General features: G+C 75.3%; 18 protein-coding genes. 5 read left to right on the top strand and 13 right to left on the bottom strand.

Annotated features, from left to right (window positions below; translation table 11 throughout):
• Nucleotides 1-50: 50 nt before the first annotated feature.
• Nucleotides 51-1,400: an acyltransferase gene (locus IF01_RS0111290; protein WP_157855199.1), complete on the top strand. Its 1,350-nt coding sequence runs from the start codon at nt 51-53 to the stop codon at nt 1,398-1,400.
• A 66-nt stretch (nt 1,401-1,466) separates the two neighbouring features.
• Here IF01_RS0111290 and IF01_RS0111285 read toward each other — a convergent pair whose 3' ends face one another.
• The 11 genes from IF01_RS0111285 to IF01_RS0111235 all read right to left on the bottom strand — a co-directional run bounded on the left by IF01_RS0111285 (nt 1,467) and on the right by IF01_RS0111235 (nt 12,660).
• A complete protein-coding gene (locus IF01_RS0111285; RefSeq protein WP_030393203.1) occupies nt 1,467-2,426 on the bottom strand; it encodes an alpha-ketoacid dehydrogenase subunit beta in 960 nt (319 codons plus the stop codon).
• Nucleotides 2,423-3,523, bottom strand: coding sequence for a thiamine pyrophosphate-dependent dehydrogenase E1 component subunit alpha (locus IF01_RS0111280; RefSeq protein WP_233290457.1), 1,101 nt, complete (start codon nt 3,521-3,523; stop codon nt 2,423-2,425). The genes IF01_RS0111285 and IF01_RS0111280 overlap by 4 nt, the downstream gene beginning before the upstream one ends.
• Nucleotides 3,520-4,434 carry a phytanoyl-CoA dioxygenase family protein gene (locus IF01_RS0111275; RefSeq protein WP_030393201.1) on the bottom strand — a complete coding sequence of 305 codons (915 nt, stop codon included), beginning with the start codon at nt 4,432-4,434 and terminating at the stop codon, nt 3,520-3,522. The genes IF01_RS0111280 and IF01_RS0111275 overlap by 4 nt, the downstream gene beginning before the upstream one ends.
• A gap of 37 nt (nt 4,435-4,471) precedes the next feature.
• Nucleotides 4,472-5,485, bottom strand: a complete 1,014-nt coding sequence (gene hppD / locus IF01_RS0111270; protein ID WP_037779550.1) for a 4-hydroxyphenylpyruvate dioxygenase — start codon at nt 5,483-5,485, stop codon at nt 4,472-4,474.
• A gap of 76 nt (nt 5,486-5,561) precedes the next feature.
• Nucleotides 5,562-6,824, bottom strand: a complete 1,263-nt coding sequence (locus IF01_RS0111265; RefSeq protein WP_030393199.1) for a beta-ketoacyl-[acyl-carrier-protein] synthase family protein — start codon at nt 6,822-6,824, stop codon at nt 5,562-5,564.
• Nucleotides 6,821-8,485, bottom strand: coding sequence for a class I adenylate-forming enzyme family protein (locus IF01_RS0111260; RefSeq protein ID WP_030393198.1), 1,665 nt, complete (start codon nt 8,483-8,485; stop codon nt 6,821-6,823). Before IF01_RS0111260 ends, IF01_RS0111265 begins: the two co-directional genes overlap by 4 nt.
• 219 nt (nt 8,486-8,704) lie before the next feature.
• On the bottom strand, nt 8,705-9,238 hold the full coding sequence (locus IF01_RS0111255) for a hypothetical protein (RefSeq protein WP_030393197.1): 534 nt from the start codon (nt 9,236-9,238) through the stop codon (nt 8,705-8,707).
• A complete protein-coding gene (locus IF01_RS0111250; RefSeq protein ID WP_030393196.1) occupies nt 9,235-10,356 on the bottom strand; it encodes a beta-ketoacyl-[acyl-carrier-protein] synthase family protein in 1,122 nt (373 codons plus the stop codon). Before IF01_RS0111250 ends, IF01_RS0111255 begins: the two co-directional genes overlap by 4 nt.
• On the bottom strand, nt 10,353-10,733 hold the full coding sequence (locus IF01_RS49240) for a hypothetical protein (protein WP_208624302.1): 381 nt from the start codon (nt 10,731-10,733) through the stop codon (nt 10,353-10,355). Before IF01_RS49240 ends, IF01_RS0111250 begins: the two co-directional genes overlap by 4 nt.
• The gene (locus IF01_RS0111240; protein ID WP_030393194.1) at nt 10,730-11,005 is read right to left on the bottom strand and encodes an acyl carrier protein; all 276 of its coding nucleotides are present in this window, start codon (nt 11,003-11,005) and stop codon (nt 10,730-10,732) included. Before IF01_RS0111240 ends, IF01_RS49240 begins: the two co-directional genes overlap by 4 nt.
• Nucleotides 11,006-11,229: 224 nt before the next feature.
• Nucleotides 11,230-12,660, bottom strand: a complete 1,431-nt coding sequence (locus IF01_RS0111235; RefSeq protein ID WP_030393193.1) for a class I adenylate-forming enzyme family protein — start codon at nt 12,658-12,660, stop codon at nt 11,230-11,232.
• Nucleotides 12,661-12,865: 205 nt separating this feature from the next.
• Between IF01_RS0111235 and IF01_RS0111230 the strand changes: the two genes are divergently transcribed.
• The 4 genes from IF01_RS0111230 (at nt 12,866) to IF01_RS0111215 (ending at nt 17,258) form a co-directional block, all read left to right on the top strand.
• Nucleotides 12,866-13,951: an alpha-hydroxy acid oxidase gene (locus IF01_RS0111230; RefSeq protein ID WP_030393192.1), complete on the top strand. Its 1,086-nt coding sequence runs from the start codon at nt 12,866-12,868 to the stop codon at nt 13,949-13,951.
• A gap of 121 nt (nt 13,952-14,072) precedes the next feature.
• Nucleotides 14,073-14,846 carry a class I SAM-dependent methyltransferase gene (locus IF01_RS0111225; RefSeq protein WP_030393191.1) on the top strand — a complete coding sequence of 258 codons (774 nt, stop codon included), beginning with the start codon at nt 14,073-14,075 and terminating at the stop codon, nt 14,844-14,846.
• Between the two features lie 118 nt (nt 14,847-14,964).
• On the top strand, nt 14,965-15,906 hold the full coding sequence (gene lipP1, locus IF01_RS0111220) for a LipP1 family hormone-sensitive lipase (protein ID WP_030393190.1): 942 nt from the start codon (nt 14,965-14,967) through the stop codon (nt 15,904-15,906).
• Nucleotides 15,903-17,258 carry an aminotransferase class I/II-fold pyridoxal phosphate-dependent enzyme gene (locus tag IF01_RS0111215; RefSeq protein WP_078879874.1) on the top strand — a complete coding sequence of 452 codons (1,356 nt, stop codon included), beginning with the start codon at nt 15,903-15,905 and terminating at the stop codon, nt 17,256-17,258. Before lipP1 ends, IF01_RS0111215 begins: the two co-directional genes overlap by 4 nt.
• 88 nt (nt 17,259-17,346) lie before the next feature.
• Here the strand turns inward: IF01_RS0111215 and IF01_RS41600 are convergent, their stop codons facing one another.
• Together IF01_RS41600 and IF01_RS0111205 are read right to left on the bottom strand one after the other, a co-directional pair.
• A complete protein-coding gene (locus tag IF01_RS41600) occupies nt 17,347-17,715 on the bottom strand; it encodes a hypothetical protein (protein WP_030393188.1) in 369 nt (122 codons plus the stop codon).
• Between the two features lie 277 nt (nt 17,716-17,992).
• Nucleotides 17,993-18,757, bottom strand: a complete 765-nt coding sequence (locus tag IF01_RS0111205) for an ABC transporter permease (protein ID WP_030393187.1) — start codon at nt 18,755-18,757, stop codon at nt 17,993-17,995.
• Nucleotides 18,758-18,772 lie beyond the last annotated feature (15 nt).

Below are 18,772 nucleotides of genomic sequence, written 5' to 3'. Positions count from 1 at the left end.
TCGTCGGGGCCCTCCGTACGACACGCCACGCGAGCCCCGGGATGGATCCATTGAGCGTCTGGCCGCAGTTGCGCGACACCCGAACGGTCAGAGCCGGCGTCGCGCCCGGGACGGTGCTCCGCTGCGGTCTCGTCGACACCATGCTCGCCGACCTCTCCGTCTCGGTCGTGCTGTTCTTCGACCGGACCCTGGACGAGGAGCGCCTCGCCGCCGGGCTGGCCCGGGCGCTGGAGCGGGTCCCGGTGTTCGCCGGCCGACTGCGCACCGTCGACGGGGTGTTGGAGGCCGTCTGCGACGACTCCGGTGTGCCGATGGTGAGTTACCGGGTCGACGGCACCCTCGCCGAGTCGATGGGCCGGGTCACCGCGCCCGGCGCGCAGCACGTCGACCCGCTGGACGCCCGGGCCGCCCGGACCGGCGACGGGCCGCTGTTCGGCGTCCGGGTCACCCGCACCGGCGACGGCGGCACCGTGCTCGGCTGCTCCTGGCACCACGCGATCGGCGATCTGCAGAGCTTCGCCCTGCTGCTGCGCGCCTGGTCGGCGGCGGTCGAGGGCGAGGAACTGCCGGTGGCCGAACTCGTCGAGGACCAGGACGCGCTGCTCGACCGGGTGCTGCCCGCCGAGGACAGCGGGCGCCCCGGCTTCCGGGTGCCCGGGGAGAGCGAACGCCTGCTCCTGGACCGCGAGGTGGCGGCCGGGCCGCGCGCCAACCGGACCGTGCAGCTCTACTTCGGGGACGACGAGATCGCCCGGATGCGCGAGGAGTTCGGCGCGGCGGTCGGGTACAAGGTCTCCGCCGGCGATGCCGTCTGCGCCCATGTCGTGCACACCGTCAGGGAGTTGGACAACGACCCGGAGACCCGCTGGCTCACCGTCCCGGTTAACGTCCGGCGCCCGCTCGGCCTGCCGGACGCGCTGATCGGCAACCTGCTCGGCGACATCCACCTGCCGTACACGCCCGCCGACGGACCCGGTGCCCTCGCCGGGGCGCTGCGCACCGCCGTGCGGGACTACGCGGAGGAGCACCTCAACCTGCGCTCCAACCTCCGCTTCCTGGCCGAGCTGGGCCGCCCCGGGCTGGCCGGCTGCGTGCCGCTCGGCTTCGACCCGCAGCACCGCCGGTTCAGCTTCTCCAACTGGAGCCGCTTCGGCCTCTACGACGCCAGCTTCCAGGGGCAGCGGCCGGTGTTCTTCAGCCCGACCGCCAACTACCCGCTGCCGTGGGTCTCGTGGAGCGTGGAGGGCTTCGGCGGCACCGGGATCCTCACCACGCTGGTGGTCCCGGCCCGGCTGGCCGCACGGCTGCGCGGGACGGACGGCCGGGCGGCCCTGCACCGCTACCGGGACCCGTCGGACCGGCTCCCGGCGCTGCTCGCGGCCGTGCCCAAGGTGCTCTGAACGCCGACCGGGGGCGGCCTCGGCGGCCGCCCCCGGAGGGTGCTCGATACTCGGTGAGCGCGGGATCTACTTCATGACGGCGCGCAGCGCGTGCCGCAGCTGCTCCCGGTCGGGCTGCAGCGCCCGGTCCAGCTCGGGGGCGAACGGCAGTACCGTGCCGTCCGGCCGGGTGATCCGGCGGGGCGGGGCGATGAGCCGGAACTCCTCGGCGGCGGTGGCCAGTACCTCCGCGCCGATCCCGCAGCTGCGGTTGGAGTCGTCGATCACCACCAGGCGCCCGGTGCGCTCCAGCGACTCGCCCAGCGCGGCCCAGTCGAACGGGTACAGCGTGCGCGGGTCGAACACCTCGACCGAGATCTCGCCGGCGAGTTCCTCGGCCACCGCCAGCGCGTCGTGCACCAGGTGCCCGACGGCCACCAGGGTGACGTCGGTGCCGGCGCGGTGCACCCGGGCCCGGCCGAGCGGCACCGGGGCGAGGTCCCAGGTGACGGTCTCGCGGACCGGCAGCGCGGCGGCCGGGGCGAACACCACCACCGGGTCCGGGTCCTGGATCGCCGAGCGGAGCAGCCCGTAGGCGTCGGTCGGCGTGGCCGGGACGACGGTCTTCACCCCCGAGTGCGCGAACAGGCTGTAGGGGTGGTCCGAGTGCTGGCCCGCCCAGCCGCTCCGCGAGCCGGAGCCGGGGACCAGGCAGGTGAGCGGGACGCCCGACTGCCCGCCGCTCATCAGCGAGAACTTGTGTGCCTGGTTGACGAGTTGCTCGAAGACCAGGAACAGCAGGGACGGGATCTGGAACTCCAGCACCGGCCGCCGCCCGGCCAGTGCCGCGCCGACCGCCATCGCGGTGAACGCCTGCTCGGAGAGCGGGGTGTCGACGATCCGCTCCGACCCGAACCGGTCCAGCAGTCCGAGCGTGGGCCCGGCCATCCCGGCGCCGATGTCCTCGCCGAACACGCAGACCGCGGGGTCGGTGTCCAACTCGTCGGCCAGCGCCCGGTTGAGCGCCTTGGTGTACGACAGTCTCATGCGACCGCCCCCGCCCGGGGCCGCAGGCCGGAGGCGTACAGGTGGTCGGCGGCGCCGGCCGGGTCGGGGTGCGGCGAGGCGAGCGCGAACTCCTCGGCCGCCGCGAGCCGGGCGTCGACCTCGGCGTCCAGGGCGGCGGCGCGCCCGGCGCCGATCGCGGCGGCGGCCCGGGGGAGCGGGTCGCGTTCGCGCCAGGCGGCCACCTCCTCGGGGGTGCGGTAGTGCAGCTTCATCAGCCGTTCCATGGTGTGGTGGCCCTCGAACCGGTAGGTGCGGCATTCCAGGAACGCGGGACCGCCGCCGTTCCGGGCCCGGGCGACGGCCTCCTCGGCGGCGGCCCGCACCGCCTCGGTGTCCATGCCGTCGACCTCGGTGGCCGGGATGCCGAAGGCGGCGGCCCGGCCGACCGCGCTGCCCGCGACCGCGGTGCCGGCCGGCAGGGTGGTGGCGTAGCCGTTGTTCTCGCAGACGAAGAGCACCGGCAGCCGCCACATCGCGGCCAGGTTGAGCGACTCCAGCAGCACGCCCTGGTTGAGCGCGCCGTCGCCGAAGAACGCCACCGCGACCGCGTCCGAGCCGGCCTGCCGGTCGGCCCAGGCGGCGCCGACCGCGATCGGGGCGCCGGCGCCGACGATGCCGTTGGCGCCGAGGATGCCCAGCCGCAGGTCGGCGGCGTGCATCGAGCCGCCCCGGCCCCGGTTGGACCCGCCGACCCGCCCGGCGAGTTCGGCCAGCATCCGGGCCGGGTCGAGGCCCCGGGCCAGGACGTGGCCGTGGCCGCGGTGGGTGGAGGCGAGCCGGTCGGCGGGGCCGAGCGCGGCGCAGACGCCGACCGCGACGGCCTCCTGCCCGATGTAGGGGTGGATGCCGCCGGTGATCACCCCGGACTTGACCAGGCCGAGGGCCCGCTCCTCGAAGGAGCGGATCAGCCGCAGCATCCGGTACCGCCGCTCGGGCGTGTCGAGCGCCGCCACGGCGGGCGGGGCGTCGGCGGGCGAGGTGTCCGGTGCGGTGCCGGCCGGTGCGGTGTCGACAGGCGCGGTATCGGCGGGCGCGCTGTCGGCGGGCGCGGTGCCGGCGGGTGCCCCAGGCGTCACAGCGCTCCCCGCCAGACGGTCGGGCAGTAGTCCGGGTCGGCGTAGTCGGGCCGGCCGTCGGGGGTGCGGCGGACCAGCACGTCGTGGTTGTAGACCACCGGCCCGCCGTCCGGACGGGTGGCGGCCTGGTACGCGTTGCCGCCGTCCTGGAGGTGCAGCGAGACCGCCCGGCGCGGGTAGGAGGCCAGGTTGGGGCCGCTGCCGTGGTAGGTGCGGCAGTGGTGGAAGCTGACGTGCCCGCGCGGGATGACCATCGGGACCTTGCGGACCTCGGTGCCGTTGTACTCCGCGTTGGCGTCCAGGATGGCGTCCAGCTCGGAGTTGTCGCGCTCGGCGAAGTGCCGGGTGGAGTCCTCCCCGGAGGGAAGCTCCTTCCACCGGTGGCTGCCGTCGACCATGGTGATGGTGCCGTTCTCCTCGCTGCAGTCGTGGAACGGCAGGAAGGCGGTCAGCATCCGGTCCGAGGAGGAGGTCTGCCAGTAGTGCTTGTCGAAGTGCCACGGCACGTGGTTGCTGGGCTCGCCCGGCACCGGGGGCTTGTAGATCAGGGTGGCCTGGAAGACCCGGACCTCCTCCGCCTCGGCGAGGAGCGCGGCGACGGCGCCGAGCAGCGGCTTGCGCAGGATCGCGCCGATCGCGTCGCTCTCGTAGTGCACGTAGTCGTTGTGCCGCTGGACCGGGCCGTCCGCGGCCGACCAGGAGGCCAGCCGCGGCGGGCGGACCGGCAGGGTGCGGTCGCGGTGGCCGGTGTAGTAGTGCTCGGTGGCGGCCTGGAGGGTGTCCAGCTCCTCGTCGCTGAACAGCCGGCGGGACAGGTACCAGCCGTGCTCCAGGTAGCCGGCCACCTCCTCGGGGGTGGGCAGCAGGGCGCGTTCGGCCTCGGTGAGGTGGAACTCGGGTGCGGTGGTCATGGGGGTCGGGCCTCCTCTTCGGGCGGTGCGGGTGGACTCAGACGGAGGCGGCGGCGCGCTGCCGTTCGACGGCCTCGTACAGGGCCTTGATGTTGGCGGTGCCGAAGGTGCCGGCGCCCTGGCGCTCGATCAGCTCCACGAAGTACGTCCGGCGGGGGTGGGTGGACCGGGCGAAGATCTGGAACAGTTGCCCGCCGTGGTCCTGGTCCACCAGGACGTCCAGCTCGCGCAGGGTCTCGACCGGGATGGCGGTGGCGCCGAGCCGCTCGGCGAGCGCGTCGTAGTAGGTGCCGGGGGTGGTCAGGAACGCCACGCCGCGCTCGCGGGCGCCGCGCACGGCGGTGGCGATGTCCCCGGTGCGGAAGGCGAGGTGCTGGACGCCCGCGCCGTCGTGGTCGGCGAGGAAGGTGTCGATCTGGCCGGCCCGGCGGCTGGTGTCGGGCTCGATCAGGGTGAAGGTGACCTCGCCGGAGGCGCTCTGCACCACGCTGGAGTCCATGGCCTGCTCGCCGACCTCGATGTACTCGCCGAAGATCCGGTGCATGCCGAGCGCGGCCTCGCAGAAGCGCACCGCGTCCGCCAGTTGGCCGGCCGGCAGGCAGATCGCGGCGTGGTCGAGGGCGTCCAGCAGCGGCGGTCCGGCCCCGTCCGGCTCGGCCGCGGCCGGCGCCTCGGGGACGAAGCGCAGGGCGGTGTCGCCGAAGCCGGCCACCAGTCCGCCGGCCCGGTCCAGGACGCGGGCGCCGTGCCGCTCGGCGCGGTCGAGGGCGGCCTGCGGGTCGGGGCAGGACAGCGCGAGGGCGGCGACGCCCTCGCCGTGCCGGGCGGCGTAGCGGGCCACCGGGTGCGCGGGGTCGGCGGCGGAGCGCAGCAGGAACTTGATGCTGCCCTGGCGCACCAGGACGGTGCGGGCCTGCGCGGACTCGGCCGCGGCGAGCTGTTCCGGCTCGGGCGGGACGGCGGTGAAGCCGTAGTCGGCGCAGAGCCCCGCCGCGGTGGCGTCGGCGTCGGCGCTGTGGTACTCGACGTGGGCTATGGACTGGATGGACAACGGGATCTCCCCGGGGGATCGCGAGTTGACGAGTGGCCTGGCACGGGTGTCCGCGCTGCGGCGCTGCAGGGCGGCGTCAGCGGAGGGACGGGGTGGAGGCGGGCTCGAAGACCAGGCTGAGGTTGTGCCCGCCGAAGGCGAAGGCGTTGCTCAGGGCCGCGGTGAGCGGGCCGGTACGGGCGGCGCCCCGGACGTGGTCCAGGTCGCAGGCCGGGTCCGGCTCGGTGAGGTTGACGGTCGGTGGCAGCGTCCCCCGGGCCACCGCCAGGGCGGTGACCGCTGCCTCCAACGCGCCTGCGGCGCCCAGTAGATGACCGGTGGCCCCCTTGGTCGAGCTGACCGCGGGGGTGTGTCCGCCGAAGACCGACCGCAGGGCGGCGGTCTCGGCGACGTCGCCGAGCTTGGTGCCGGTGCCGTGGGCGTTGACGTAGCCGATGTCGGCCGGGGCCAGGCCCGCGTTGGCGAGGGCGGAGCGCATCGCGTCGGCGGCGCCCGCGCCGTCGGGGCGCGGCATGGTCGGGTGGTGCGCGTCGGTGGAGGCGCCCCAGCCGGTGAGCTCGGCGTAGCCGGCGGCGCCGCGGGCGGCGGCGTGCTCGCGGCTCTCCAGGATCAGGACGGCGCTGCCCTCGCCCAGCACGAAGCCGTTGCGGCGGCTGTCGAACGGCCGGCTCGCCTGCGATGGGTCGTCCCAACCGGACGCCAGGGCACGGGCGTTGGTGAAGGCGGCGGCGATGGTGGGGTGCAGGGAGGATTCGGTGCCGCCGCACACCACCACGTCCGCGTCGCCGGAGCGGATCAGGCGCAGGCCCTCGGCGACGGCCTGGGCGCCGGCCGCGCAGGCGGTGACGATGGCCGTGCTGAAGCCGCGGATGCCGTGCTTGATGGCGATCCGGGCGGTGGCCATGTTGGAGAGCATGCCGGGCAGCAGGTACGGGCTGACGCCGGGGCGGCCGCGTTCGGTCCGGCGTTGCGACTGCTGCTCGAAGGTCTCCAGTCCGCCGCCGCCGGTGGCCAGGACCACGGCGGTGCGGTGCGGGTCGGCGTCGCGGCCGACGACCAGGCCGGCGTCGGCGAGGGCGTCGTCGGCGGCGGCCAGCGCGAGCAGCACGAACCGGTCCACGCAGCGGGTCTCGGTGGGCGGCAGCACCTCGCGGCCGTCGATCGCCGGGGCGATGCCGGCGGCGTTCAGCCAGCCGTGGGCGGCGTGGCCCTCGGGGACGGCGCGGATGCCGGAGCGGCCGGCGGTGAGGGCCTCGAAGACCTCGGCGGGCTTGCGGCCGAGCGGGGTGACCAGGCCGATGCCGGTGACCACGGCGCCCGGGCGGCGGGCGGCGCTCATCGGGCGGCCACCGGCGCGGCGGCGGCAGCGGCTGCGGTGACGGGGACGGCGGCGACCGAGTCGAGGTAGCGCTGCCGCAGCAGCACCTTGCGCACCTTGCCGGTCGGGCCGAGCGGGATGTCGTCCCCGGAGACCACGAGCACCTGGCGGACGGTGGCCGCGGCGGCCTCGTCCAGGGCCGCGGTGACGGCCTCGGTGCGGTCGGCGTCCGGGTCGGCGTCGGCAGCGAGGACCAGCAGCACATCGGTGACCACCCGGTCGCCGTCGCGCACCGCGACCACGGTGCAGTCCAGCACGTCGGGGTGGGCGGCCAGCACCCTCTCCTCCGACATGGCGGTGAACAGCCGCTTGCCGTCGCCGAGTTCGACCGAGTCGACGGCCCGGTCGACGTGGTAGTAGTAGCCCTCCTCGTCCCGGTACATGAGGTCGCCGGTGAGGAAGCGGCCGCGCAGCCGGGTGCGGTAGGTGGTGGCCGAGTCGTTCCAGTAGCCGAGCGCCAGGGTCGGTGAGGTGGTGGCGAGTTCGCCGACCTCGCCGGGGCCGAGCGGCTCGCCGTCCGGGCCGACCAGCTCGCAGTCGACGAAGGCGTGCGGGCGGCCGACGCAGCGGCCGTAGCGCTCGGTGCCGGGGCCGTGGGTGATGAAGAAGTGCGAGTGGCCCATCTCGGTGGAGCCGAGGCCGTCCACGAACAGCGATCCCGGCACCCGGACCCGGCCCTCGCGGGTGACCGACTCGCGACTGCCGGCGGCGACCAGGCGGCGGATGTGCACCTCGTGGGCGCAGTCGCCGGTGTTCCACCAGAGTGCGACGGAGTCCAACTGCCGTGCGGTGAGGTCGTGGTGGGCGAGCTCGGCCCAGGTGGCGGCGAAGCCGACCACGCCGCTGGGGCGCCACTGCTCGATCGCGTCCAGCACACCGGCGCCGGACTGGCTGGAGAGGACGGCGAGCTGGGTGTGCGAGGCGAGCGAGAGGTTGACCGCGATCAGGGTGGCGGCGTGCGGGGCGGGCAGCGCGCTGAGCATCCGCTCCTGCCCCTGCGGGCGGGGCAGCCGGGCGCGGTGGCGGATCGCCGCGTAGAGGCTCGCGTGCGAGTGGACCACGGCCTTGGGCAGTCCGGTGGTGCCGGAGGAGTGGGTGATCGCCACCGGGTCGTCGGCCGAGTGCCGGTAGGGCGCGGGGGCGGCCGCGGGGTCGCCGGCGCCCAGCGTCGCGATCTCCGGCAGCGCGGGGGCGCCGGTCTCGTGGCCGGCCAGCGCGGCCAGGTGCGGCGGGTCGGCGAGGACGCCGACCGGGCCGAGCTTGGCGATGTAGCGGGCGGCCCGCTCGCCGTCCAGGTTCGGGTTGAGCAGCGCGGGGATGGCGCCGATCCGGGCCAGCGCGAGGAAGGCGAGGACCTGGTCGGCGGCGTCGCCGGCGTACACCACCACCGGGTCGCGGCGGCCGATGCCGAGGGCGTGCAGGGCGGCGGCCCGGGCCCGGACGGCGCGGTCCAGCTCGGTGAGGGTCAGCGGCTGCCAGGCGGCGTGCTCGTCCACCGGGGTGTCGAAGGTCAGCAGCGGCTCGTCGAGGCCGAGGCCGAGTTCGATGCGGCGGGTGAGGACGTTGCCGGCGCCGACGGCCGGGTCGTCCGCCAGCAGGGTGCGGATACTGCGGATGCTCACGGGGTGGATCCCTCCCGAGGTGCGGGCGTGCGGGCGTGCTGCGGCGGGACGCGGCGGGCGGGGGACCGCTCGCGCCGCTGGGTGCGCAGGGGTGGGGCTGGGGCGGAGCGGGGCGTCGGGTTCGGGTCGGTGCTTCGGTCGGTACGTCGGGTTCGAGCTACGGGTTCGTGCTGCGGACTCGTGCTGGGGGTTCGTGCTGCGGGTCGGTCCGGGATCCGGTCAGGCGGTGGTGACCAGGAGGGCCACCGCGCGGTCGGTGCCGTCGGCGTCCTCGTCGGTCTGCTCCGCCTGCTCGGCGGCGATGACGAGCACCTGGTCGGCGTCGCCGTCGGCGAGCAGCAGCTCCGCCAGGTCCAGCGCGTCCTGGGGGACCCGTCCGGGTGGCGGGGGCCGGTCCGGGCAGATCGCCACCACGGGGCCGGTGAGGCCCCAGCGGGCGGCGATGTGGCCGAGCACGGCGTTCGGGTTGGACTGGAAGAACAGCAGCGGAGGCATCCGCCGGGCGGTGTCGGCGGCGGCCTCCTCGATGGCCCGGGCGGTGGCGAGGTCGCCGCTCGCGCTGGCCAGCAGCAGTGCCGTCCGGCCGGGTGCGGGAGCGTCACCGTGGCGGGCGCGCAGACAGCGTTCGGCGGTCTCGGCGACCAGCGGGTTGAAGGAGGACGCGGAGAAGCCGGGCAGCGGCGGCAGTTGCTCGGGCCCGCGGGCTTCGGGGTCGGGCCAGGCGGCCTCGGCGAGGATGCGCAGCGCGGTCATCGGGCGGCCACCAGGAGTGCGGTGTTGGCGCCGCCGAAGGCGGAGTTGAGGGTGAGCGCGTAGCGCGGCCGGGCGGTGCGCGGGCCGTCCAGGACGAGGTCCAGGCCGATCTCCGGGTCCGGGCCCAGCCAGCCGGCGTTGACCGGCAGCAGGCCGTCGGTCAAGGCGCCGATGGTGACCACGAGTTCGAGCAGCGCGGAGGCTTCCAGGGCGTGGCCGTGCACGGCCTTGCTGGAGCTGACCGGCAGTCGGTCGGTGTGTTCGCCGAAGACCCGCCGCAGGGCGAGGGCCTCGGCGTGGTCGGAGAGGGTCGAGCCGGTGCCGTTGGCGTTGACGTAGTCGACCTCCTCCGGCGCGATGCCGGCCCGGTCGAGCGCGGCCCCGATCGCCCGGGCCACGCCGTCGCCCGCCGGTTCGGGGCGGCAGACGTGGTGGGCGTCCCCGGCCCGGCCCCAGCCGGCCAGCCGGGCCAGCACGGGGGCGCCGCGCCGTTCGGCCTCCGGCTCGGCCTCGACCAGCACGGCGACCGCCGCGTCACCGAGCAGGGTGCCGCTTCGGCCGGTGCTGAACGGGCGCAGTTCGCCGTCCCGGGCGAGCGCCCGGCCGGCGTCGAAGGCGGCGAAGACGCCCGGCTCGACCAGGTGCCCGGCGGCGACCAGCACCCGGGTCCGGCGGCCGGAGGCGACCAGCTGGGCGGCGTCGGCGACGGCGGTTCCGGCCGCCACGCAGGCGCCGGTGTAGCCGCGCAGGACTCCCGGGCCGCCCCAGCGGGCGGTGGTCCCGGCGGAGACCTCGGCCAGGGTGGCCCGGGTGTGCCGGTCGCTGTGCAGGGCGAGCAGCACGGGCGGGCCGCCGTCGGGATCGGCCGGGTCCAGGCCGGCCGAGCGGCAGGCCTGGCCGACGGCGGCGAGCACCGCGTCGGCGAGCGGGCGCGGTTCGGGCAGCAGCGCGGCGCGGGTGGTGCGGCGGGCGGACACGTCGAACCGGGTGACCGGGCCGAACGCGGCCTTGCCGTGCACGACGGCCTCGGCGAGCGCGGTGGTCCCCTCGCCGGCGGCGCTGAGCACGCCGACGCCGGTCACCACGGGCCGGACGGCGGTCGGGGCGTGGCGGTTCATGGCCGCGCGGCTCCCGCGGTGACGGCGGGTCCGGTGGCGTCGGCGGTCGTGTCGGTCGTGCTGCCGTCGACCGCGGTGCCGTTGACCGCGGTGCCGTTGACCGCAGTGCCGTCGACCGCACTGCCGTCGACCGCGCCGCCGCCGGCCGCGAGCACGGCCGCGCGGAACACCTCGACGGCGTCGTCCACCGTCCGGACGGCCTCGAAGGCCTCGTCGTCCAGGTCCGGTTCGATGCCATACCGCTGCTCGAACTCGGCTATCAGCCAGGTGAGTTCGAGCGAGCCGAGTTCATCGGGTACGTCCTCGGCGGCGCGCTGCCCGAACGCCGCGAGCATCTCCAGGACCTCGGCCCGGTCGGGGCGGGCGAGGTCGGTCACGCCGGGCTGCCCGAGGTGGCGGTGGCGGCGGTGATCCGGGCCTCGACGTCGGCGGTGAACTGGTCGAGCGTCATCAGCGCGGTGGTCTCCATCTCGTCGAGGTCGAACTTGACCCCGAACTCGTCCTCGACCTGGACCGAGAGGTCGGCGAGGGCGAGCGACTCCAGGTCCAGGCCGGCCGGGCCGAGGTCGGTGTCGCCGGTGACGCCCTCGACGTCGTACTGCATCTCGGCCAGGGCGGCGAGGACGAACGCGCGGATGCGGTCCTGCATGGTGTGCTCCTTGTGCCCGGGCGCAGGCGGTGCGCACGGGGTCGTCGGGGAGGGGAAAGCGGTCCTTCGGGGCGGACTCGGGCGCCCCGGGGGCAGGCCGTGGCTGCCCGTCGGGGAATCCCGCCCGGCCCTTCCGGGCGGTTCGTGGCGGCCGGGGCACGAGGTCCCGGCCGGTGGTGCGGGGCGGCATGCGGGCGGGCGCGCCGGGTCGCGGCGCGCCCGGTTCAGCCGGCGGCGGCGCGCAGGGCGGCCGGGTCGCGCAGCAGCTTGCCGGTGGCGGTACGGGGGAGCTGGGGGAGGAAGGCGAGCCGGCGCGGCCGCTTGTAGGCGGCCAACTGCCGGGCGAGCCCGTCCTGGACGAGTGCCCGGTCGGCGCCGTCCTCGGCGGAGAGGTAGGCCTCGATCGCACCCTCGTCGAAGACCACGACGGCCTCCCGGACGTGGGGGAGGGCGGCGAGGGTCTGCTCGACCTCGGTGAGGTCGACCTTGAGGCCGCCGATCGAGACCTGCGAGTCCCGGCGGCCGAGTACGGTGACCCGGCCGGTGCCGGGGTCGAGGGTGGCGGCGTCACGGGTGTGCAGCCAGCCGTCCGCCCAGCGGGTCGGGTCGTCGAGCCCGGGGTAGGGGGAGGCGGCGGTGCGCAGCTGCAGTTCGCCGTCGACGAGCCGCAGTTCCATGCCGTGCACGGGCTGCTTGGCCGGGTGCAGGGTGCCGTCCAGGTCGGTGGCGATCACCCCGAGCTCGGTCATCCCGTACATGGTGCCGAGCGGCACGCCCCAGCGGGCGGTGAAGGCCTCGGACAGGCCGGGCCGGACCAGTTCTCCGGCGACCACCATCCGCCGCAGCTGCGGGAGTTGCGGCGGTTCGGTGGCACCGGCCAGCAGTTCGGCGTGGAACGGCACCCCGATCACGGTGGTCGGGCGGTCGTCGGCGGCGACCGCGCCGAGGATGCCGGCCGCCGTCATCCGGTCCGGGACGGTGAGCGGGGCGCGCCCGTGGAGGCTGTTGAGCAGCCCGCCGACCAGGCCGAGCACATGCACCACCGAGGACAGCAGCACCACCCGCTCGCCCTCGCCGGGGAACGCCGCCAGCCGCCGGTAGCAGTCGAGTTCGCGGATCAGGTCGCTCGCGGTGCGGGCGATCACCTTGGCCGGTCCGGTCGAGCCCGAGCTGAGCTGGACCAGCGCGTGGCCGGTCGCAGCGGGCCGGCCCTCGGGCCGTGCGACGGCCACCGGGTCGACCGCCGACCAGCCGCGCAGCGCGGCCGCGGCCGGACGCCCGGCGGAGCCGACCAGCACCTGCGGGCGCAGCCGGGCGACCGCCTGCTCGACCTCGTGCTCGGTCAGCCGGTGGTCGAGCAGTGCCACCTGGGCCCCCAGCCGCCAGGCGGCCAGGAGAACGGTGACGAAGCCCAGCGAGGGCGGCAGCCGCAGGGCGGCGGTGCCACCCGGGCCGAGCCCGGCCGAGGCCAGTCGTTCGGTCTGCTCGGCGACCAGTGCGCGCAGGGCGTCACGGTCGACGGGTGTGCCGAAGCGGAGGCACTCCTCACCCCCGGGTCCGGCCAACAGCACCCGGTCGACCCAGTCGGCGGGAGCATCGGCGTGCGGGGGTGAGAAGGGCGCCGGTGAAGAAGAGGAAAAGCCGGTCAACGCCACTCCACACGTGAGGAGATTTGTCATGGACACTTGGTCGCCACTTTCCCGGGCCGTCGTCGACACCAGGCAATACGTCCAATTCCGTTGCCAGACGATTGCACAGACGATTGGTCAAATCAAGGTCTATACCAATCAGGTCCAGACCTCCTACGCTGCCGATCCGTGGGCCGGTCCGAACGCGGCCGGTCCGGGAACGAGGACGCCCGTGGCACCACTCACGCTGGCCGGGATCGAACGCGCGGCGCGCGATCAACTTGCCCCGGAAATATGGGACTTCGTCGAAGGCGGCAGTGGCGCGGAACGCACCCTGGCGGCCAACCGGGAAATGTTCGGACGCCATGCGTTCCGCCCGCGCGCGCTCGTCGACGTCTCCGAGTGCGCCCCGGCTGTCGATCTGCTCGGCACCACGCTGCAACTCCCGGTGGGAATTGCCCCGATGGCCTACCACCGGTTGGTCCATCCGGACGGGGAAACAGCGACCGCCCGGGCGGCCGGAAAGGCCGGCGCGCTGCTCGTCGCCGGAATCTTCGCCAGCCGCACCCTGGAGGACATCGCCGAGGCCGCCACCGGCCCGCTCTGGCTCCAGCTCTACTGGCTGCGCCGCCGGGAGGCCCTCGCCTCCCTGGTCGAACGCGCCGAGGCGGCCGGCTACGCGGCCCTGCTGCTCACCGTCGACGCCCCCCGGATCGGCCGCCGGCTGCGCGATCTGCGCAACGGCTTCGCCGTCCCGCCGGAGATCCGCGCGGTCAACCTCGACCCTGCCCTGATGGCCGCCAGCCACCACGCCGGCCAGGGCAGTTCGGGCATCGCCGAGCACGCCAGGGAGCAGTTCGACCCCACCCTGACCTGGGCCGACCTCGCCTGGCTGCGCGAACGCAGCCGGCTGCCGCTGGTCCTCAAGGGCGTGCTGACCGCCGAGGACGCCCGCCGCGCCGCCGACCACGGCGTGGACGCGGTGGTGGTCTCCAACCACGGCGGCCGTCAACTCGACGGCGCGCTGCCCGCCCTCGCCGCACTGCCCGAGGTCGTCGACGCCCTGCCGCCGCACATCCCGGCGCTGCTCGACGGCGGCGTCCGCAGCGGCGCCGACATCGCCGTCGCGCTCGCCCTGGGCGCCCGCGCCGTCCTGGTCGGCCGTCCGGCGTTCTGGGGCCTGGCCACCGGCGGCGAGGCCGGCGTCGGACAGGTCCTCGACCTGCTGCGCGACGAACTGGAGCACACCATGGCCCTGTTGGGCCGCCCCTCGGTCGCGGACCTGGACCGCACCGCCCTCGCGCCCTGGCCGGTCTGACGGTGCGTGCACCGACCGCCCGCGACTCGACCGCCGCCGACCCGACCGCCCCCGACCCGGCAACCCCCGCCCCGACCGCCCCGAGCTCCACCCCGACCGCCGCGACCGAAAGAGCGAGACCATGAACAGACAGGACGCCTTCCCCGGCTGGGACTGGGAGGACCCCGACGGCCTCGCCGAGCAGCTCGACCGCTTCAGCGCCGACGTCGCCACCTGCCGGAGCCTCGAACCGGCCGACGGCGGGCTCCCGTTCGACCACCAGGACTTCACCGACCTGGGCCTCACCGGCATCGAGTTCGCGGCCTTCCGGACCGCCCACCCGGGCGGCCTCGGCACCGACCTCACCGAGCTCCGCGGCCCCGACGGCGCCACCGAGCCCGGCACGCTCTACCGGGTCGACGGCGACCGCTGGTTCACCCAGCTCGACATCTCCCGCCCGCTGCCCTTCGCCGACGCCAGCGTCGACTGGGTGTACGCCGAGCACCTGATCGAGCACGTCACCATGCCGGTGGCGATCGGTTGGCTGCGCGAGGCCCGGCGGGTGCTGCGCCCCGGCGGCGTCCTGCGGATCACCACCCCCGACCTGGCCCGCTACCTGAACGGCTACGCCAAGGGTGACGGCTTCCTCGCCAAGCACCACCGCCGGCTCAGCACCATGGGCTTCGGCCCGCCGATGCCGAAGCGCCCGGCCTTCCTGGTCAACCAGATCTTCCGGTACTACGGCCACCAGTGGATCTACGATCTGGACGAACTGCGGCACGTCCTCACCGAGGCCGGCTTCGAGGAGGCGCGGATCCGCCACTGCGCCTACCGCGAGGGCGTCCGCGGCGACGTCGCCGACCTCGACACCGCTTTCCGCACCGACGAGACCGTCTACGTCGAGGCCGACCGCTGACCCGACGGCCGCCCGACCGGCGACCGCCGCCACGGCCGCCCGACCGGCCACCGCCGAACCGGCAGCCCACCCGACCGCCGGCCGCCGCCGCGGCCGACCGCCGCCCCGAGGAACCCCGATGCCCCTGCACCCCCAGGCCCAGGCCCTGCGCGACCGCCGCGCGAACGCCGGCACGCCCCCGCTCTACCGCCTCACCGTGGCCGAGGCCCGCGCCGCCGACCTCGCCGACATCCGCGCCGCTGCGGGCACGCCCGAGCCGGTCGAAGCCGTCGAGGAGCACCTCCTCCCCGGCCCCGGCGGCGAGCTCACGCTCCGGCTCTACCGGCCCGCACCGCCCGCCGACGGCCGCCGCCCGGCCGTCCTGCTCTACCTGTTCGGCGGAGGCTGGACCCTCGGCTCGCCCGACACCAGCGACGCGATCTGCCGCGCGCTGACCAACGCCGTCGGCTGCGCCACCGCCTCCGTCGGCTACCGGCTGGCCCCCGAACACCCCTTCCCCGCCGCCGTCCAGGACTGCGCCGCCGCGGCCGACTGGCTCGCCGCCCGCGGGGCGGAGCTGGGCCTGGACACCGAACGCCTCGCCGTCGCCGGCGACAGCGCGGGCGGCAACCTCGCCGCCGTGCTCGCCCTGCTCGCCCGAGACCGGGGCGGCCCCGCGCTGCGCCACCAGCTGCTCGTCTACCCCAACACCGACGCCCGCGCCGACACCGAGTCGCTGCGCGAGCACGACGACCCGGCGCTGTTCAACCGCCGCTCGGTTGCCTGGTACTGGGGCAACTACCTGGCCGACCCGGCCGACGGCGAGCACCCGCACGCCTCCCCGCTGCGGGCCCAGGACCTGACCGGCCTGCCGCCCGCCACCGTCGTCACCGCCGAGTACGACCCGCTGCGCGACGAGGGCGAGCAGTACGCCGAGGCGCTGCGCGCGGCCGGGGTCCCGGTCGAGCTGCGCCGCTGGGAGGGCATGCCGCACGGCTTCTTCGCCATGACCGGCACCCTGGACGGCGCCGCCGAGGCCCAGGCGTACGCGGCCGGGCGGCTGCGCGAGGCACTCGCGTGAGCGCCCCGGCCGTCCCGGCCGCGGAAGCGGTGGCCGCCGCAGGGCCCGTCACGCTCCCGCTGGAGGAGCTGCACGGCTCGCTCGCGGACCCGCTGCTGGACGCGATGACGTTCCTGAACGAGGTCACCACCCGCTACCCGCAGGCGATCTCCTTCGCCCCTGGCCGCCCCTACGAGGGCTTCTTCGAGCCCGAGGACGTCCCCGCCTACCTGGACGCCTACCTCGACCACCTGGCGGCCACCGGCCTCGACCGCGACGCGATCCGCACCACGCTGTTCCAGTACGGCCCGACCAAGGGCATCATCAACGACCTCGTCGCCCGCACCCTGGCCCACGACGAGGGCCTCACCGTGGCCCCCGAGGCGCTGGTGCTGACCGTCGGCGCCCAGGAGGGCATGCTGCTGACGCTGCGGGCGCTCTGCGCGGGCCCCGACGACGTCCTGCTGGTCAGCTCGCCCTGCTACGTCGGTGTCACCGGGGCCGCCCGGTTGCTCGACCTGACCACGGTGCCGGTCCCCGAGGGGCCGGAGGGCGGGCCGGACCCGGAGGCCGTCCGGGCCGCCGCGCGGAAGGTCCGTGCCGCCGGACGGCGCCCGCGCGCCCTGTACGTGGTGCCGGACTTCGCCAACCCCTCCGGCACCTCGATGCCGGTGGCCGCCAGGGCCAGGCTGCTGGACACCGCCGCCGAGGAGGGCCTGCTGATCGTCGAGGACAACCCGTACGGGTTCTTCGCCCGGGACATCGGCGCCCGGCCCACCCTGAAGGCGCTCGACCGCCACCGCCGGGTCGTCTACCTGGGCTCCTTCGCCAAGACCTGCTTCCCCGGCGCGCGGCTCGGCTACCTGGTCGCCGACCAGGAGGTGACCGGTCCGGGCGGCCGGCGCACCCTGCTGGCCGACGAGATCGCCAAGCTGAAGAGCATGACGACGGTCAACACCCCGGCCCTCAGCCAGGCGGTGATCGGCGGGATGCTGCTGACCCACGACTGCCGGCTGCGGGCCGCCAACGCCCCCGCGACGGCCCACTACGCGGCCTCGATGGGGGCGCTGCTGGCCGAGCTGGAGCGGCAGCTCCCGGCCGCCGAGCGGGACCGCCTGGGCGTGTCCTGGAACGTGCCGGAGGGCGGGTTCTTCGCCGTGCTGACGGTGGGGTTCGCGGCCGACGAGGCGGCGATGGAGCGCTGCGCGCGGGACTTCGGCGTGCTGTGGACGCCGATGGCGCCGTTCTACCCTGCCGGGGGCGGGGAGCGGCGGCTGCGGCTCTCCATCAGCTCGTTGACGCCCGAGCGGATCGCGGAGGGCGTGGCCAGGCTCGCGGGCTTCCTGCGGGCCGAGGGCGGGACGGCCGGGTAGGCAGCGGCCCACGGACGCGCAACGGCGGTGCCCCTTCGTGCAAGGGGCACCGCCGTTCCGCGCAGGCAGGTGGGTTCCGGGCGGGGTGTCAGTTGCCCCGGGCTGCCCGGGGGTCGCTCGCGACGGCCTTGACGGGCGGCTTGGCGGCGACGATCTTCATGGGCGGCTTGGCAGGGACCGCCTTGACGGGGGGCTTGGCCGCGACGGCCTTGACCGGGGGCTTCGCGGCGGCGATCTTCGCCGGCGGCTTGGCGGCGACCGCCTTGACGGGGGGCTTGGCCGCGACGGCCTTGACGGGGGGCTTGGCGGCGACGATCTTCATCGGCGGCTTGGCGGAAGCCGGTGTCGCGGCGAGCAGGCCGACCACCGGCAGCGCGGCGATGGCCCCGCCCGCGATGGCCAGGCGGGTGCCGCGGCGCCGGGCGGAGGCCGGGGTGTTCTCGGACCGGGGGCTCATGCGGGTTCCTCCTGACGAACGGACGATCGACCGGTCCCGACCATAGGGCCGCCGGGTCCGCCCCGACAACAGATCACTCTCCGAACCGTGTTGACGAGGTGGTGGACGGGCGGCGGCCCGGGCGACGAACGGGCCCCGGCGCGGGAACGCCGGGAGGCGGGCCGACCGGATCCCCTCCGGCCCGGCCCGCCCGCCTCCCGTCCGACTGTCTCGCTGTCGGTCTGCCTGTCTCTCCGGCTGTCCGTCCCTCGCGGGTCCGCCGATCCGGTGCGCCCGCTCAGCGCACCCGGGTCGAGAACAGCCGGGCCGACCAGTACACGGCCGCCGTCGTCATCACGGCGACCACCAGCAGCCCCTGCCAGACCGCGCTGTCCCCGACATGGCCCGAGAACAGTGCGCGCATGCCCTCCACGGCCCAGTAGAAGGGGTTCCACTTGGCCATCGACTGCAGCCACATCGGTGCCAGCGCCAGCGGCAGCAGCACCCCCGAGAGCAGCGCGATCGGCTGGGCGAGGGTGTTCACCACCGGTGCCATCGCCTCGTCGGCCGGCAGCACCAGCGCGATCCCGTACGAGATCGCCGAGGTCATCAGCGCGAGCAGGCCCATCAGCAGGAAGGCCAGCAGCAGGTTCAGCGGGCCGACCCGCAGGCCGAACGGCAGCGCGATGATGGTGATGATCACCGCCTGGACGAGCAGCGCCACGGTCTCCCGCAGCGCCCGGCCGAGCAGCAGCGCGAGCCGGCTGACCGGGGTCACCCGGGCCCGCTCGATGATGCCGGCCTTGAGTTCGCCGAGCAGGCTGAAGCCGGTGTACAGGCCGCCGAAGATGCACAGCACCGCCAACAGGCCCGGCACGTAGATCTGGTAGGTCTCGGCGTAGGTGGTCGCGCCCATCGGCGCCAGCACCTGCTTGAGCAGCGGTGCGAACAGCAGCAGGTAGAAGATCGGTTGGATCACGCCGACGGCGATCCAGATCGGGGTCCGCCACATCAGCAGCAGCTGGCGCTGGAAGACCAGCCAGGTGTCGCGGGCGAGCTTCATCGGAGCCCCTCCTCG

Origin of the sequence: Kitasatospora purpeofusca (assembly GCF_000718025.1) — a bacterium.
Taxonomy (GTDB): domain Bacteria; phylum Actinomycetota; class Actinomycetes; order Streptomycetales; family Streptomycetaceae; genus Kitasatospora; species Kitasatospora purpeofusca.
This window is presented reverse-complemented; position numbering and strand designations above follow the sequence as displayed.

Excerpts from the sequence above, each read along its gene's own strand:
- IF01_RS0111285 (WP_030393203.1), bottom strand. The coding sequence starts at position 2,426 with ATGAGACTGTCGTACACCAAGGCGCTCAACCGGGCGCTGGCCGACGAG.
- IF01_RS0111275 (WP_030393201.1), bottom strand. The coding sequence starts at position 4,434 with ATGACCACCGCACCCGAGTTCCACCTCACCGAGGCCGAACGCGCCCTG.
- IF01_RS0111265 (WP_030393199.1), bottom strand. The coding sequence starts at position 6,824 with ATGAGCGCCGCCCGCCGCCCGGGCGCCGTGGTCACCGGCATCGGCCTG.
- IF01_RS0111255 (WP_030393197.1), bottom strand. The coding sequence starts at position 9,238 with ATGACCGCGCTGCGCATCCTCGCCGAGGCCGCCTGGCCCGACCCCGAA.
- IF01_RS0111250 (WP_030393196.1), bottom strand. The coding sequence starts at position 10,356 with ATGAACCGCCACGCCCCGACCGCCGTCCGGCCCGTGGTGACCGGCGTC.
- IF01_RS0111240 (WP_030393194.1), bottom strand. The coding sequence starts at position 11,005 with ATGCAGGACCGCATCCGCGCGTTCGTCCTCGCCGCCCTGGCCGAGATG.
- IF01_RS0111225 (WP_030393191.1), top strand. The coding sequence starts at position 14,073 with ATGAACAGACAGGACGCCTTCCCCGGCTGGGACTGGGAGGACCCCGAC.
- lipP1 (WP_030393190.1), top strand. The coding sequence starts at position 14,965 with ATGCCCCTGCACCCCCAGGCCCAGGCCCTGCGCGACCGCCGCGCGAAC.
- IF01_RS41600 (WP_030393188.1), bottom strand. The coding sequence starts at position 17,715 with ATGAGCCCCCGGTCCGAGAACACCCCGGCCTCCGCCCGGCGCCGCGGC.
- IF01_RS0111205 (WP_030393187.1), bottom strand. The coding sequence starts at position 18,757 with ATGAAGCTCGCCCGCGACACCTGGCTGGTCTTCCAGCGCCAGCTGCTG.